Raw genomic sequence first — 15,581 nt, 5'->3', positions numbered from 1 at the left:
GTGTGCGCGCGGTCGCCGTCGGCCCGCTCCCCGATGCGATTCCGTGAAGGGGTGTTCACCCCTGGTTCACCACCCCTTCGGCCTCCGCTCCCGCCCCGGCGGGACGCTCGTCACCCGGGTGTACCGCCCGGGCTCGGAGTGGGCGAGGGGGAAACGTTCGGCATGAGGCGTGTGTTCGGGGTACTGGCGGCGCTGGCGCTGCTTGCCGGGGTGGGAGTCGCACTGCTCTGGCCGGGTGACGAGCCCGACGGCTCGGACGGGGTCGTCACCATTTCCGGCCTGATCGGCTCGGAGAAGAGGGAGTTCTTCGCGGACCCGGATGTCGTCGCGGAGTTGCAGAAGCAGGGCCTGAAGGTCACCACCGACACCACCGGCTCCTGGCTGATGGGCGAGAGCGATCTCGCGAAGTACGACTTCGCCTTCCCGGCGAGCCTCTCGCCGGCGGAGGAGATCCGCAAGCAGCGGCAGATCAAGAGCGAGCCGGTGCGGCCGTTCTACTCGCCGCTGGTGGTGCTCGCCCACCGGTCGATGGCGGAGGTACTCAAGGAGAACGGCCTGGCCGGCCAGAGCAGCTCGGAGCCCGCGGTCTGGACGCTGAAGATGGACGCCTACCTGAAGGCCGTGCAGGAGGGCCGGAAGTGGCAGGACCTCAAGGGGGCCGGCAGTCACAACGAGTTGAGGGGGCTGCTCTTCCTGACCACCACCGACCCGTCCACGTCCTCCTCCGGGGCGCTGTACCTGGCGACCGTCTCGTACCTGGCCAACGGCCACCAGGTGGTGTCGGACGACGCCGGCGTGGGCGCGGTCAAGGACGTGGTCCGGCAGGTGACCTCGGTCCAGGGCGACCAGAAGACCAGCAGCGACGGCCCGTTCAAGGACTTCCTGTCCGGGGTGGGCAACGGGCCGGTGCTGGCGTACGAGTCGCAGATGGCGGCGCTGACCGCCAAGGGCGTGTCCACGCCCGGTGGTTCGGCGGGCGATCTGGTGGTGCTGTACCCGGACACCACGGTGTTCAGCGACCACACCCTGGTGGCGCTCAAGCCGGGCGCCGAGAAGCTCGCCGCGGTGCTGCGGGACGACCAGGTCCTGCGGGACCTGGAGGCCAAGTACGGCTTCCGTCCGCAGGCGGACCCGGGGGCGCTCGGCAAGGCCGTCCAGGGCCGGCAGGGACCGGCGTACGCCTCCGACCTGGCGGCGGCCGGCGTGCAGCAGGCGCAGGTGCCGACGGTGGCGGTCCTGAACAAACTGATCAACGCGGCCAAGGGGAAGTGACGGGGGATGGCGACGGGTATGCGTGCGAAGACCGCGGTGCTGCAGGGCGGCCGGGTGATCGCGGCGGGGGTGGCCCTGCTGGTGGCGACGGCGTGCACCTCCTCCTCCGGTTCGTCCCCGGCCCCGAGGCCGAGCGACGCGCCGGCCCCGACCGCGCAGGCGGGTGTGCTGCGGGTGCTGGCCGGCAGTGAACTGCAGGACATGGCGCCGGTGTTGGAGGAGGCGCAGAAGGCCACCGGGGTGACGGTCCAGTTCGTGTGGACGGGTTCGCTGGACGGGGCGGACGCCGTGTCGTCGGGGCGGGCGGACGGGAAGTACGACGCGGTGTGGTTTCCGTCCAACCACTACCTGCGGCTGGACGACTCGGGCCGGTCGAAGCTGCTGTCGGAGACGCCGGTGATGGTGTCGCCGGTGGCGGTGGGCGTGCGGTCGGCGACGCTCAACGAGCTCGGCTGGGGCGACGGTTCGAAGGTGAGCTGGGCGCAGGTGGCGGATGCGGCCTCGGCCGGGAAGCTGTCGTACGGGATGGCGGATCCGTCGCGGTCGAACTCGGGCTTCTCGGCGCTGGTCGCGGTGGCCTCGGCGTTCTCGGGGGCGGAGTCGGCGCTGACGGACGCGGACGTGCAGAAGGCGACGCCGTCGCTGAAGAGGTTCTTCACGGGGCAGAAGCTGACGTCGGGTTCGTCGGGCTGGCTGGCGCAGGCGTACGGCCGGGCCGAGCAGGGCCGGGTCGGGGCGTTGGTGAACTACGAGTCGGTGCTGTTGTCGATGAACAGGACGCTGGCGGAGGGGCAGCGGCTGACGGTGGTGCGGCCGACGGACGGGGTGGTGTCGGCGGACTACCCGTTGACCCTGCTGGGGTCGTCGGCGCAGCGTGAGCGGGACTCGTTCCAGCGGTTGACGGCGTACCTGCTCAAGGACGACGTGCAGAAGCGGATCTCGGAGCTGACGCTGCGCCGTCCGGTGGCGGCGGGTGCGGCCCCGGCGTCGTCGTTGCCCGGCGACCGGCGGCGTGAGCTGCCGTTCCCGGGGTCGAAGTCGGTGGCGGACGGGTTGCTGGCGTCGTACCAGAACGAGCTGCGGCGGCCGTCGCGGACGGTGTACGTGCTGGACACGTCGGGTTCGATGGCGGGTGACCGGTTGGCGTCGTTGAAGAGGGCGCTGGGGCGGTTGACGGGGGCGGACGACACGCGGGGGGTGCGGCGGTTCCGCAACCGCGAGGAGGTGACGTTGATGTCCTTCGCCTCGAAGGTGAAGTCGACGAAGACGCATGCGGTGCCGGCGGCGGACGCGCAGCAGGAGCTGGCGTCGATCAACGCGGACGTGCAGGCGTTGTCGGCGGACGGCGGTACGGCGGTGTACAGCTCGGTGGAGGAGGCGTACAAGCTGATCGAGCGGCAGCAGGCCGAGGCCAAGGACGACCGGTTCACGTCGATCGTGGTGATGACGGACGGCGAGAGCAACGAGGGTGCGTCGGACCGGGACTTCAAGGACTTCTACAACGGGCTCTCGTCGGCGCAGAAGGCGGTGCCGGTGTTCCCGATCCTGTTCGGTGACGCGGCGAAGACGCAGTTGCAGGGGATCGCGGACCTGACCGGGGGGAAGTTGTTCGACGGGACGGGCTCGTTGGACGGGGCGTTCGAGGAGATCCGTGGTTACCAGTAGCGGTACCGGCTCCGGCGGCGCCGGCGGTCCGGCCGGTCCGAACGGCCGTGGGGGCGGCGGGGGTTCGGGCGGGCGGCGGGTGCTGGGGTATCTGGAGTCGACCCGGAACCTGGTGGGTTGCGCGGCCGGTGCGGGTGGGCTGGGGTTGCACCTCGCGGGGCTGGGCGGTGCCTGGTGGCCGGGGATCGTGGCGGCGTTGTACGGGGCGGGGGTGCTGCTCTGGCCCGGCGGGCAGGGCGGCGCGGGTGGCCGGGGTGGCGCGGGTGGCAGGGGCGGCGCAGGGGGCCAGGGCGGGTCGGGCGGCCGGGGCGGTGCGGGCGGGCCGGTTCCGCCGCAACCCCGGCCGGTCTGGACGGAGTTGGAGGAGCTGCGGGTCTACCTGCGCGGCGTTCCGCGGCCGCCGGACCCGGCGAAGCTGGACGCGCTGCTGGAGGGGCTGCTGGACCGGCTCGCGGAGCTGGGGCCGGGGCCGGGCACGGAGCCGGTCGTCGGCCTGCGGCTGCCGGTGGCGGTGGACGGCTACCTGCGGGCCCTGACGTGGGAGCGCTGGCGGCCGGGTGCGGGTGACCCGGGCGCCGAACTCGCGCACGAGGTGGAGCTGATGGCGGCGGGCCTCACGGGCTGACCCCTGGGCGGGCGCGGTCGGCCGTGGTCCGGTCGGCCGTGCCCGCCGCGGGCGGTCTCAGCCCCCCAGCACGCCCGCCAGCTCCGCCCGGCGCCGGACGCCGAGCTTGCGGAAGCTGTTGGTCAGGTGGGTCTCCACCGTCCGTACGGCGAGGTGCAGCATCCCGGCGATCTCCGCGTTGGAGCTCCCGGCCGCCGCCATCCGGCAGATCCGCAGTTCGCTGTCGGTCAGGGCCTCCGTCCCGGCGTGTTCGCCGCGGCCGAGCCGGGCGCCGGAGGCGCGCAGCGACTCCACGGCGACCGCCCGCAGCCGGACGGCGCCGAGCTGTTCGGCCCGGACGGCGGCGTCCCGCAGGGCCCGGCGGGCGGCGCCGCGCCGGCCGCCGTCGGCGAGCAGCCGGCCGTAGGTGATCAGTGCGGGGATCAGTTCGGTCTCCACCCCGGCGCCGCGCAGGAGGTCGACGGCCTCGGCGGCGAGGTCGAGCCCGTGCCGGCCGCCGGTGGCGGCGGCGAGGGCGCGCAGGGCGCGGCCGACGGTGCGCGGGGTGCCCCAGACGCGGGCGAGCCGCAGCTCCTCCTCGGCGAGGGCGACGGCGGGGCCGGGTTCGCCGAGCAGGGTGTGGCAGTCGGCGGCGGCGGAGCGCCAGGGGGTGACGATCGGGCTGAGGACCTGTCGTTCGTCCTGCCGGCGCCCGCACTCCAGCAGGTCGGCGAGGGCCGCGGCGGGCTCGCCGGTGGCCAGCCGGAGCATGCCGCGGGCGTACAGGTACTCGTTCCACTCCCAGGAGCCCTGGGCGCGGTCGGCGGCGACGGCCCGGGCCAGGCCGTGGGCCTGCCAGTACCGGCCGGTCTCGGTGAGGGCGAGGACGGCCTGGGCGACCAGGTGGGCGTTCTGCTGGCCGAGCAGCCCGGCGTAGCGGGCGCGGGCGGCCTCGGTGCTCTCGGGACCGTCCGGTCCGTGCCCGCCGGGTCCGTCGCCGTGAGGTCCCTGCCCGTTCGGGCCGTACCTGTTCGGGCCTGGCCCGTCCTCCGGCTGGGCGCCGCACCACCAGGACCAGACCGACCGCTCGGCACGCTCGGCACGGGCCGGCAGCGACCGGCCGGCCCGGCCGCCGGTCTCGCCCGCGGCCCGTCCGGACTCGTCCCACCCGGTCTCGCCCCGCCCGAGCTCACCCGGGCCGGTCTCGCCCGGGCCGCGCGGCCCGGAGGGTGCCGGCCCGGTGAGGGCGAGGTCGTCCAGCAGCGCCTGGTACTCCCCGCGCATCACCCGCGCCTCGGCCCGGACGCTCAGCAGGCACTGGTAGCCCGGGTCGAGCGACGGCCCCCGGTACGCGGCGAGGCCGCGCTCGACCAGCCGGTCGGCCTCGGGGAGCAGGTCGGCCCACTGGGCCAGGGTGGCGGCGGAGACCAGGACGTAGGAGCGGCAGAGCGGGTCGACCGGGGCGGCGAGCAGTTCCTCGATCCGCCCGCCGACCTCGGCGGCGGAGAGCACCCCGCTGGTCGAGTCGAACTCGGTGAGCAGCGCGTAGGCGGGCGGTGCGAGCCGCTGGGAGGAGCGGGCGGCGAACCCCTGGACGCGCTCGACCACCTGGATCCAGCTGCGCCCGTCGTGTGCGGCGATCAGTGCGGCGGCGGCCTGCACGGCGTGGACGAGGTCGTCGCGGTCGGCGAAGCGCTCGGCCAGCTCCTCCATCAGCTCCAGCGCGGCGGGGGCGTCGCCGCGGGCGGCGAGGACGGCGCCGAGCGTGTTGGCGGTGCGGAAGACGCCCTCGTCGGACTGCTGGAGGTGGACGGCCTCGGCGAGGCGGCGGACGCCCGCGGTGCGCTCGTCGGGGCCGAGGGTCACCTCCAGGCTGCCCAGTTCGGTGAGCACCAGGGCGCGCCGGCGGTCGCCGAGCGGTTCGGCGAGGACGCGGCGCAGCAGGGTGACGGCGTCGGCGGGGCGGTCGGCGTCGGCGGCCTTGCGGGCGGCGTGGCGGAGGGTGTCGACGGCCCAGCGGGGGCCGGGGGCGGGGGTGAAGAGGAGGTGTCCGGCGACGCGTTCGTCGGGGGCGCCGACGCGGTGCAGGAAGGTGGCGGCGGCGCGGTGGACGCGGGCGCGGTGGCCCGGCTCGTGGCCGGCGAGGACGGCGTCGGCGAGCAGCGGGTGGGCGAAGCGGGGCCAGCGGCCGGGGCCGGGGTCGTCGAGCAGGCCCTGGGCGGTGAGGTCGGCGAGCCAGCCGGCGAGTTGGTCGGGGTCGGCGTCGGCGAGTTCGGCGAGCATGGCCGCGGGGTCGTCGTGGCCGGCGACGGGCAGTGGTGCGGTGCGGGCGGCGGGGTGTTCGTGCATCCGGGCGATGACGCGGGCCGCGGTGAGGGCGCGGTCGCCGCCGGCGCGCAGCCAGGCCTCGACGGCGTCGGGGAAGGCGTCGCCGGGCAGGCGGGTGCAGTGGTCGGGGAGGGCCTGCGGGGCGGGTGCGGGGTGGTGGTGCAGGTCGCCGAGGAGGGCGGTGAGCAGCAGCGGGTTGCCGCCGGTGGCGCGGACGCAGTCGGCGGTGAGGGCGGTCGGGGTGGCGGGGCCGAGGTGGTGTGCGGCGAGGCGGGCGGCGGCGGGGGTGTCGAGCGGGCCGAGCGGGACGGTCTCGGCCAGGCCGGGGGGCAGGCCGCGGCCGAAGCGGGTGGGCGGGGTGCCGAGGACGGACTGGCGGCGTTCGGTGGCGAGCAGGAGGACGGGCAGGCGGTCGATCCGGCGGGCGACCTGGAGCAGCCAGTCGCAGGTGGGCCGGTCGGCGTGGTGGATGTCGTCGACGGCGAGCAGGACGGGGCTGTGGGCGGCGTGCAGGCGCAGCAGGGCCCAGAGGTCGGTGGTGGCGGGGTCTGCGGGCCGCTCGGCCGGGTCCGTCGGGCCGCCCGTCCCGGTCCGTCCGGCCTGTCCGGCCCACCGGCCGTGGTCGGTCCGTTCGCCGCGGTCGGTCCGTTCGCCGTGGTCGGCGTCGTCGAAGCGGGCCCGTTCAGCGCTGTGGGGCCTGTCGGAGCGGGCCCGTTCGCCGCCGTCGGCGCGCACGGGGCGCTCGTCGGGGCCGGTCTCGAACAGCTGGCGGGCGGCCGCGTACGGGGTGCCGGCCTCGTCGGCGGAGCAGCGGGCCCACAGCACGGTGGTGCCCTCGGCGGCCGCGCGGCGGGCGGCCTCGGCGAGCAGGGTGCTGCGGCCGGTGCCGGCCGCGCCGGTGAGCAGGAGGACGCCGCCGGTGCCGGCCCGGGCGCGGTCGGCGAGGGCGGTGATCCGGCCGAGCTGGCGGTCGCGGGCGGTGAGGTGCACGGGTGCGGCCTGCTGCGGTCCGCGGATCCTGACGGTGCTCATCTGTTTCCCCTCCCCGTCGTTCCCTCCGGCGCGGCCGGTCGGGCACTCTTCGCCGTCATTCAGGGAAACGGCTTGACGGGGTATCAGCGCCTGGGCTAGCGGTGTGATTCTCGTCGCACCCCTGTCCGGCGGGTGCGGCGGCCGTCTCCCCGGGGCCCGGCGCGGCCTCGCTTGTCCGCACAACCCGTAGGCCGACGCCGCTTCGCACCTTACCTCCGGGCTGCCTCCTGGGGCAGGTTCGGCCGCTCCGGAGGGCGCTCCCGCGGTGCCGTGAGGGCGCCGGCGGGCGGCCCGATCTCGTGGTGGACCACGATGGCCGTGGCCGCCCGCCGCGGGAAAGCATGGAGCCACGGGGGCACCGCAGCCCCGGGCTCCCGGGGGCACCCCTGCCCCGGGACGCTTCACTGCACGGTCCCCCGCCCGGTCGGGTTCATGCAACGCCCCCCCAGCGCGCGGCATGCCCGGATGTCCGGGTGGCGGGCCGGGATTCTCCAGGAGGGGGCCAGATTGACTGTCCTGCACACCGAGCCCGACCACCGCGGCGCCGCCCGGCGGCTGCCGGCGACGGCGACGCCGACTCGTGCCGTGCCGCCCCAGCGTCCCGCGCCCGTGCGCCATGCCGCCGCGGCCTCGGCGGCCCCGGCCGGCGGCCTGCGCACCGGCGTGGTGGTGCGGGCCGCGGACCCGATCTCGCGGGCCGGCGCGGAGGCGCAGCTGCGCCGCCACCCGGGCCTGGAGCTGATGGCGGACGACGCCGCGGTGACGCCCGGCGCGGTCACCGTGCTGCTCGCCGAGTCGGCGGACGCCGCCGTGGTGGCGACGCTGCGCCGGCTGGTGCGCGGCGCGGACCAGAAGGTGGTCCTGGTCGTCGAGCGGATGCGCGAGGCCGAGCTGCTGGAGGCGGTGGAGTGCGGGGTGGCCGCGATCCTCTGGCGCCGGGAGGCGACCGCCGAACGGCTGGGCCGGGCGGTGCTCGCCGCGGCGCGCGGCGACGGGGACCTGCCGGCCGATCTGCTGGGCCGCCTGATCAGCCAGGTGGGCCGGTTGCAGCGCAGTGTCCAGGGGATGCCCGGGCACGCGCCGACGGGGCTGTCGGAGCGTGAGTCGGACGTGCTGCGGCTGGTCGCCGAGGGGTGGGACACCGGGGAGATCGCGGCCCGGCTGTCGTACTCGGAGCGCACCGTCAAGAACGTGCTGCACGGTCTGACCACCCGTCTGCAGCTGCGCAACCGGGCCCACGCGGTCGCCCACGCCGTGCGCGAGGGCTACATCTAGGACCTCCGGGTCCGTTTCCGGGCAGCCGTTCCACCCGCCCGCCGTGTCCGCACGGCGCGGCGGGTGGCGCGTTTTCCGGGCGCGTCCGCCCGGGCCTGCCCGGTCGAGGTCCGGACGGGGGCTGCGGAGGTGGGCCGCGGGCCCGTCCGCCCGCTTCGTCCGGTCGGGCCCGAACCGCGCAGCACCCGCCCGGCCGCGTCACGAACGAGTCGCCAAGATCTCACCTGCTGGAAACGTCCCGGGGCTACCAATCCGCCTGACTGCACGGCACACTTCTACGCGCGTACCTCTACGCGCGTCACCATGACCTCCGCGGACGCATCGTTGACGATCCGTCCGCAGTCCCCACCCGGGAGAGCCGTCCATGTCCCTGAACCGCCGTGACTTCGTCACCCGGTCCGCCGCCACCGCCGCCGGTGCGGCCCTCGCCGGCGGTGCCTCGCTCGCCGCCGCCTCCCCCGCCGCGGCGGCCGGCCCGGACGACGCCCGCGCCAAGGGCAAGCCCGCCAAGAAGCAGGCCTTCACCGTCATGGGCACCACCGACCTGCACGGCCGGGTGCTCAACTGGGACTACTTCACCGACGCGGTGTACGCCGACAAGGCGCACAACGAGGTCGGCCTCGCCAAGATCTCCAGCCTGGCCAAGCAGGTCCGCGAGGAGAAGGGCTGGGACCGCTGCCTGCTCATCGACGCGGGCGACACCATCCAGGGCACCCAGCTGACCTACTACTTCGCCCGCGTTGAGCCGATCGCCACCGAGGCCGACACCGCACCCGAGCACCCCATGGCACTGGCCATGAACACCATGGAGTACACCGCCGCGGCGCTCGGCAACCACGAGTTCAACTACGGCATCGACACCCTGCGCGCCTACGAGGAGCAGCTGGACTTCCCGCTGCTGGGCGCCAACGCGCTGAACGCCAGGAACGACAAGCCGGCCTTCCCGCCGTACGTCATCCGCAAGCTGAAGCTGGGCAACGGCCCGGCCCTGAAGGTCGGCATCCTCGGCCTGACCAACCCGGGCATCGCGATCTGGGACAAGGCCAACGTCGCCGGCAAGATGACCTTCCCAGGCATCGTCGAGACCGCGAAGACCTGGGTCCCGAAGGTGAAGGCCGCCGGCGCCGACGTCATCGTGGTGGCCTGCCACTCCGGCATGGACGAGGCCACCTCCTACGGCGACCAGCTGCCCTGGGCGGAGAACGCCTCGGTCGCGCTGGCCGAGCAGGTGCCCGGCATCGACGCCGTCCTGGTGGGCCACGCGCACAAGGAGATCCCGCAGCGCCTGGTCGTCAACAAGGAGACCGGCCGGACCGTCGTGCTCTCCGAGCCGCTCTGCTGGGGCCAGCGGCTGACCTGCTTCGACTTCGAGGTGGAGTTCGACAACGGCGCCTGGAAGGTCGTCTCGCTGTCCTCCCGGGTGCTGAACTCCAACACCGTTCCGGAGGACCCGGAGATCGTCAACCTGATGACCGACCAGCACAAGAAGGTGGTCGCGTACGTCAACCAGGTCATCGGCACCGCGAAGGTCGAGCTGTCGATCGCCGACGCGCCGTTCAAGGACGTCCCGATCATCGACCTGATCGGCCGGGTCCAGGCCGACGTCGTCAAGGCCGCGCTGGCCGGCGGCCAGTACGCCAAGCTGCCCGTGCTCGCCCAGGCCGCCCCGTTCAACCGCACGGCGAAGATCCCGGCCGGCCAGGTCAAGCTGCGCGACGCGGCCGGCCTGTACATCTACGAGAACACCCTGGAGGCCCGCATCCTGACGGGCGCCCAGCTCAAGGACTACCTGGAGTTCTCGGCCCGGTACTACAACCAGCTCGCCCCGGGCGCCCCGGTCGACAAGGCCACCCTGACCAACGCCCAGAACACCCCGGACTACAACTACGACTCGGTGTACGGCCTGGCCTACGACATCGACATCGCGCAGCCGGCCGGCTCCCGCATCGTCAACCTCACCTTCGAGGGCAAGCCGGTCGACCCCGCCGCCCAGTTCGTCCTGGCCGTCAACAACTACCGTGCCAACGGCGGCGGCAACTTCCCGCACGTCGCCGCGGCCCCCAAGGTGTGGGCCAACTCGGACGAGATCCGCAACGCGATGATCGCCTGGGTGAAGGCCAAGGGCGTCATCGACCCGGCCGACTTCGCCGGTGAGTCCTGGCGCCTGGTCCGCGCCGGCCAGCCGGTGTTCTGACCCGACGCACGCACCGACCGGCCCCGGACCGCTCTCGACGGTCCGGGGCCGCTCGCGTCCGGCCAACCGCCGGAGAACGGCGCCGCGGTGCGAGGATGGCGGCGTGACCGGGTTCCACGTCCCCGCGCGGCACGCCCGGCTCCTGGCCTACGCACGGAGCCTGACGCCGCCCTCGGGATGGAAGATCGAGGTGTCCGGCGACGAGATCGTCATGACGGCCGGTGCCGGACCCGTTCGCCTTCGACCTCGTCACCGGTGATCTGATCCGCTACCCGGCCGCCTGACCTTCCCGCGGGCCGGCGGCGGCCGTGGCGGCTAGGGCTTGTGGCCCACGCCGGCCCAGAAGGCGACCTCGGCGTCGGTGGGCTGGGCGGGCTGGTCGGGCCGCCAGAGGGGGGCGGTGACGAGGCCGGGTTCGGCCAGCTCCAGGCCGTCGAAGAAGCGCAGCACCTGTTCGCGGGTGCGCATGGTGAGCCGGGCGGAGGCGTTGCGGTAGACGGCCGGGCCCTTGGCGGCGTCGGCGGGGGCGGTGAAGTCGCCGGTGGCGTGCGAGAGCGCGAGCCGGCTGCCGGCGGGCAGGGCGTCGACGAGGGTGCGCACGATGCCGTGCGGGTCGTCCTGGTCGTCGATGAAGTGCAGGACGGCGAAGAGCAGCAGGCCCACGGGCCGCCCGGAGTCGAGGAGCGCGCGCACCTCGGGCGTCCGGAGGATCGCGGCCGGGTCGCGCAGGTCGGCCCGGACGACGGCGGTGCTTTCCGGGGTGGTGCCGCTGAGCAGGGCGCGGCTGTGCACCAGCACGATCGGGTCGTTGTCGAGGTAGACGACCCGGGCGTCGGGGTGGACGCGCTGGGCGACCTCGTGGGTGTTGCCGGCCGTGGGGATGCCGGTGCCGATGTCGATGAACTGCCGGATGCCGTCGGCCGCGAGGTGGTGGACGGCCCGGCCGAGGAAGGCCCGGTTGGCGAGGGCGCTGATCCGCACCAGCGGGCTGAGCGCGAGGACCTTCTCGGCGGCCGCCCGGTCGGCGGGGAAGTTGTCCTTGCCGCCGAGGTAGTAGTCGTACATCCGGGCGGGGTGCGGGACGTCCGGGCGCAGGTCGGTGGGCATGCGCGGGCCGTCGGCCCCGCCGTCCGCCCAGTTTGCGACGATGTTCTGACGTTCGGTCATTCTCGGTCCCCCATCGGGCCGTTCCGGTCGTTCCCCGGGCAGCCTAGGCGCCGGGCGGGAACCGTACCCGCCACTTCCGGAAAGCGGCCCGATGGGGCAGCCACCCGGCGGGACCGGTACGGCGGAGCCCCCGCCGAGGCCGGGCCCCGCCACCGGGGGCTCCCCCACTGCCAGGGCCCCACCGCCGGGGGCTGCGCCGAACCGCCGTCCGTCAGAACGGGAAGCGGCTGCGCCCGTGCTGGATGGAGATCCACTTCACCGTGGTGAAGGCGTCCACCGTGGACTCGCCGTTCAGCCGGCCCACGCCCGAGTTCTTCTCGCCGCCGAAGGGCACCACGGCCTCGTCGGCGATCGTGCCGTCGTTGACGTGGATCATGCCGGTCTCGATCCGCTGCGCCACCCGCACGCCGCGCTCGACGTCCGCGGTGTGGACGGCGCCGCTGAGGCCGAAGGGGGTGTCGTTGGCGATCCGGACGGCCTCGTCCTCGCCGTCGAAGGGCACCACCAGGACGACGGGGCCGAAGAGTTCGCGCCGGAGGATGGGCGCGTCGGCCGGCAGGTCGCCGAGGACGACCGGGGCCATCAGGCTGCCGTTGGCCTCGCCGCGCAGCAGGGCGGTGGCGCCGGCGGCGATCGCCTGGTCGACCTGGGCGGTGATGGAGTCGACCTGGACGGGGTTGATCAGCGGGCCGAGCTGGGTGGCCGGGTCCCTGGGGTCGCCGACCCGCAGGGTGGCGACCTTGGCGACGAACTTCTCGGTGAACTCGTCGGCGACGCTGCGGTCGACCAGCACCCGGTTGGCGGCCATGCAGACCTGGCCCTGGTGGGCGAAGCGGCTGAACACGGCGGCGTCCACCGCGTAGTCGAGGTCGGCGTCGTCGAGGACGATCAGTGCGCTGTTGCCGCCGAGTTCGAGGACGGTCCGCTTGAAGTGCGAGGCGGCGACGGTGGCGACGTGCCGGCCGACCTTGTCGGAGCCGGTGAAGGAGATCACCTTGGGCACGGGGTGCTCGATGAAGGCGTCGCCGATCTCGGCGATGTCGGTGATCACGACGTTGAGCAGGCCGGCCGGCAGGCCCGCCTCCTCGAAGATCCTGGCGATGAGGGTGCCACCGACGACCGGGGTCTCCTGGTGCGGCTTGAGCACGACGCCGTTGCCGAGCGCCAGCGCCGGGGCGACCGCCTTGACCGACAGGAACAGCGGGAAGTTGAACGGGCTGATCACCCCGACCACGCCGACCGGCAGGCGGTAGAGGCGGTTCTCCTTGCCGTCCACCGGCGAGGGCAGCAGCCGGCCCTCGGCGCGCAGCGAGAGCTGCATCGACTCGCGCAGCATGTCCTTGGTGAGGGCGAGTTCGAAGCCGGCCTTGAGGGCGGTGCCGCCCAGCTCGGCCGTGATCGCCTCGGTGATCTCCTGCTCGCGCTCCTCGATGATGCGCAGCGCGCGCTCGAAGACCAGGCGGCGGGCGTAGGGGTTGGTGGCGGCCCACTCCTTCTGCGCCCGCTCGGCGGCCCGGTAGGCCTGGTCGACCTCTTCGACGGTGGCGACGGTGATGCCGGCGAGCTTGTCGCCGGTGTAGGGGTCGACGTCGACGATGTCCCAGGAGCCGCTGCCCGCCCGCCATTCGCCGTCGATGTACTGCAGCGCCAACTCGGAAAGGTACGACATCTGATCCCTCTCGTGCCGATTCGGGAAGACGGCCAGGCCCTCCCCCGATCAGATCTGATCGGGCCTCATCGTACTTATGCTTCAGAGCTCTTGGCGTACGGAGCGGAGAAGTTCCCGGGTCCGCTCGGGGGAGAGTCCGTCGGCCGCCAGGCCGTCCATCGCGCCCGCGTACTCGGCCACCTCGGCGGGCTTGTCCAGGTACAGCGCGGTGGTGAACTGCTCCAGGTAGACGACGTCCGCGAGCTCCGGCTCGGCGAAGCCGAGCACCGAGAAGGCGCCGCCCTCCGCGCGCAGTCCGCCGAAGCCGAGCGGCATCACCTGGAGGACCACGTTGGGCAGTTCGGTCAGCTCCAGCAGCCGGTCGATCTGGGCCCGCATCGCCTCCGGGCCGCCCCAGGGGCGCCGCAGCGCGGCCTCGTCGAGGACGGCGAGCAGTCGTGGCGCCCGCTCGGCGGTGAGCACCTGCTGGCGCCTCAGCCGGACGTCGACCCGCCGCTCGACCTCGTCCGGCTCGGTGACGTGCCCGCCGTGCGTGATGACGGCCCGGGCGTAGTCGGCGGTCTGCAGCAGCCCGTGGACGAACTGGACCTCGTAGCTGCGGATGTCGGAGGCGGCCTCCTCCAGCCCGAGGTAGGTCTGGAACCAGCCGGGCAGCACGTCGCCGTACGCGTGCCACCAGGACGTCGCGTTGGCGTCGCGGACCAGGCCGAGGACACCGGCCCGCTCCTGCTCGGCCTCGACGCCGTACAGGGTGAGGAGGTCGGCGACGTCGCGCTCCTTGAAGCCGACCCGGCCGAGTTCCATGCGGCTGATCTTCGACTCCGAGGCGCGGATCGAGTAGCCGGCCTCCTCGCGGCTGACGCCCCTGGCCTCCCGCAGCCTTCGCAGCTGGGAGCCCAGCAGGAGGCGCCGTACTGTGGCGCCCCCGCCCGCCTGGGTCATGCTCATCCCGTCAACCTCCGCACCTCGCGCAGCCCCCCGGCCGTCGGCCGCAGTCTGCCACCTGGCACCGACAAACAACAGTCCGTCAGCCGAGGCGTTCGAGGCGCAGCAGTCCGGGCACCGCGGCCAGGCTCAGCACCAGCAGGAACAGCCAGGGCCAGGCGGCGCCGTGGGAGAGGAGGAGGGTGAGCAGGGCGGGGGCGACGGCCTGGCCGGTGTTCCAGGAGAGCTGGTAGACGGCGAGGTAGCGGCCGCGGCGGGCGGGGTCGGCGAGCGAGACGCTGAGCTCCTCGGCGTAGGGGGTGGCGACGGTCTCGGCGAGGTTGAAGACCGCCATCGCGGTGAACAGTCCGGCGGTCACGATCCAGCCGGGTGCGGCGGCCATCAGGGCGAAGAGGCCGAAGGAGAGCGCGTTGAGCAGGGCGCCGGCGGCGACCACCCGGGTGGGCCGGAACCGTTCCAGCCGGCGGGCCACCGCGTTCTGGGTGAGCACCACCTGGACGCCGTTGAGGACGAGCAGCGATCCGGCCAGCCAGGCCTCGCGGTGCAGGCCCTCGGTGAGGTAGACGGCGAGCAGCATGCTGATGATCATCGAGCCGAAGACGAAGGCCAGGTGGACGACGACCAGCAGCAGGTAGCGCCGGTCCCGCAGCACCGCCCGGTAGCCGCCGTCCCGTTGCCCCTCCGCCCCCGGCGCCGTCCGCCCCGCGGCCGCTGCGGACGCCGCGGACGCCGTGGGCTCTGCGGGCTCCGCGGCGGCCGGCCGCCAGGAGGCCAGCAGGCCCGCCGCCACCGCGTAGCTGGCCGCGTTGAGGACCACCAGCGCCCGCAGCCCGCCCGTCCCGTCCCCGGCCACCAGGACGGCGCCGAGCGCCCCGCCCAGCCCCATCCCGGTGTTGCGCAGCGTCTGCACCAGCGCGAACCAGCGGGTCCGCTCGCCCTCGGCGGAGGCCAGCACCACCAGGCCGGTGCTGGAGGTCCAGTAGGAGACGTGCCCGATCTGGGCGAGCAGGCAGACCAGCACGATCTGCCAGACCTGCCCGGCGAGCAGGAAGCCGCCGTAGGCGAGTGCGGAGAGCGCGTTGCCGCAGGCCGCCACCGGGCGGGCGCCGTACCGGTCGATGAGCGGGCCGACGGCGATCGCGGTGGGCAGGGCGACCAGCCGGGCGGTGCTGACCGCGGCGCCGATGGCGGCCAGGGTCAGGCTGGTGGTGCGGGCGAAGTAGACGAGGGTGAAGGCGAGGATCAGCCCGGTGCCGAGGCTGTCGACGAGGTGGGCCCCGATCAGGCGGTGGCGGCCGGCGGTCTCCGGGAGGCCGAGCCGGTCCCGGAGCGGGGGGAGCGTGGCGGTGGTCATGGACCGAGCCTCCCGGCGATGGGATGCTGCGCCCAGAGATTCCATCATGATCGAATCTCAGCCGAATCCGGCCGGA

General features: G+C 74.2%; 10 protein-coding genes. 5 read left to right on the top strand and 5 right to left on the bottom strand.

Annotated elements, in window-relative coordinates:
• The first annotated feature begins 162 nt into the window (after window positions 1–162).
• The 3 genes from ACFC1F_RS15655 to ACFC1F_RS15645 are packed head-to-tail and all read left to right on the top strand — an operon-like array spanning window position 163 to window position 3,562.
• Window positions 163–1,272: a hypothetical protein gene (locus tag ACFC1F_RS15655; protein ID WP_376158652.1), complete on the top strand. Its 1,110-nt coding sequence runs from the start codon at window positions 163–165 to the stop codon at window positions 1,270–1,272.
• 18 nt (window positions 1,273–1,290) lie between these two features.
• A complete protein-coding gene (locus ACFC1F_RS15650; RefSeq protein WP_376158650.1) occupies window positions 1,291–2,937 on the top strand; it encodes a VWA domain-containing protein in 1,647 nt (548 codons plus the stop codon).
• Window positions 2,924–3,562 (top strand): hypothetical protein, encoded by a 639-nt coding sequence (locus ACFC1F_RS15645; protein WP_376158648.1) that lies wholly within the window; start codon window positions 2,924–2,926, stop codon window positions 3,560–3,562. Before ACFC1F_RS15650 ends, ACFC1F_RS15645 begins: the two co-directional genes overlap by 14 nt.
• Before the next feature lie 57 nt (window positions 3,563–3,619).
• On the opposite strand, the gene ACFC1F_RS15640 is transcribed toward ACFC1F_RS15645, so the two are convergent.
• Window positions 3,620–6,901 (bottom strand): AAA family ATPase, encoded by a 3,282-nt coding sequence (locus tag ACFC1F_RS15640; RefSeq protein WP_376158646.1) that lies wholly within the window; start codon window positions 6,899–6,901, stop codon window positions 3,620–3,622.
• Window positions 6,902–7,510: 609 nt separating this feature from the next.
• Between ACFC1F_RS15640 and ACFC1F_RS15635 the strand changes: the two genes are divergently transcribed.
• On the top strand, window positions 7,511–8,176 hold the full coding sequence (locus ACFC1F_RS15635; protein WP_307853086.1) for a response regulator transcription factor: 666 nt from the start codon (window positions 7,511–7,513) through the stop codon (window positions 8,174–8,176).
• 364 nt (window positions 8,177–8,540) lie between these two features.
• Complete coding sequence (locus ACFC1F_RS15630; RefSeq protein WP_376158645.1) at window positions 8,541–10,370, top strand: bifunctional metallophosphatase/5'-nucleotidase; 1,830 nt, start codon at window positions 8,541–8,543, stop codon at window positions 10,368–10,370.
• 315 nt (window positions 10,371–10,685) lie between these two features.
• On the opposite strand, the gene ACFC1F_RS15625 is transcribed toward ACFC1F_RS15630, so the two are convergent.
• The 4 genes from ACFC1F_RS15625 to ACFC1F_RS15610 form a co-directional block, all read right to left on the bottom strand.
• Window positions 10,686–11,537, bottom strand: a complete 852-nt coding sequence (locus ACFC1F_RS15625; RefSeq protein ID WP_209412010.1) for an SAM-dependent methyltransferase — start codon at window positions 11,535–11,537, stop codon at window positions 10,686–10,688.
• Window positions 11,538–11,748: 211 nt separating this feature from the next.
• Window positions 11,749–13,206, bottom strand: a complete 1,458-nt coding sequence (locus ACFC1F_RS15620; protein ID WP_376158644.1) for an aldehyde dehydrogenase family protein — start codon at window positions 13,204–13,206, stop codon at window positions 11,749–11,751.
• An 81-nt stretch (window positions 13,207–13,287) separates the two neighbouring features.
• Complete coding sequence (locus tag ACFC1F_RS15615; protein WP_376158643.1) at window positions 13,288–14,154, bottom strand: helix-turn-helix domain-containing protein; 867 nt, start codon at window positions 14,152–14,154, stop codon at window positions 13,288–13,290.
• Between the two features lie 79 nt (window positions 14,155–14,233).
• Window positions 14,234–15,505, bottom strand: coding sequence for an MFS transporter (locus tag ACFC1F_RS15610; RefSeq protein WP_376158641.1), 1,272 nt, complete (start codon window positions 15,503–15,505; stop codon window positions 14,234–14,236).
• Window positions 15,506–15,581 lie beyond the last annotated feature (76 nt).

It is taken from the genome of Kitasatospora sp. NPDC056181 (assembly GCF_042266225.1).
Lineage (GTDB): Bacteria > Actinomycetota > Actinomycetes > Streptomycetales > Streptomycetaceae > Kitasatospora.
This window is presented reverse-complemented; position numbering and strand designations above follow the sequence as displayed.

Coding starts and splice junctions, on each gene's coding strand:
- ACFC1F_RS15655 (WP_376158652.1), top strand. CDS start 163: ATGAGGCGTGTGTTCGGGGTACTGGCGGCGCTGGCGCTGCTTGCCGGG.
- ACFC1F_RS15650 (WP_376158650.1), top strand. CDS start 1,291: ATGCGTGCGAAGACCGCGGTGCTGCAGGGCGGCCGGGTGATCGCGGCG.
- ACFC1F_RS15640 (WP_376158646.1), bottom strand. CDS start 6,901: ATGAGCACCGTCAGGATCCGCGGACCGCAGCAGGCCGCACCCGTGCAC.
- ACFC1F_RS15630 (WP_376158645.1), top strand. CDS start 8,541: ATGTCCCTGAACCGCCGTGACTTCGTCACCCGGTCCGCCGCCACCGCC.
- ACFC1F_RS15625 (WP_209412010.1), bottom strand. CDS start 11,537: ATGACCGAACGTCAGAACATCGTCGCAAACTGGGCGGACGGCGGGGCC.
- ACFC1F_RS15620 (WP_376158644.1), bottom strand. CDS start 13,206: ATGTCGTACCTTTCCGAGTTGGCGCTGCAGTACATCGACGGCGAATGG.
- ACFC1F_RS15615 (WP_376158643.1), bottom strand. CDS start 14,154: ATGAGCATGACCCAGGCGGGCGGGGGCGCCACAGTACGGCGCCTCCTG.
- ACFC1F_RS15610 (WP_376158641.1), bottom strand. CDS start 15,505: ATGACCACCGCCACGCTCCCCCCGCTCCGGGACCGGCTCGGCCTCCCG.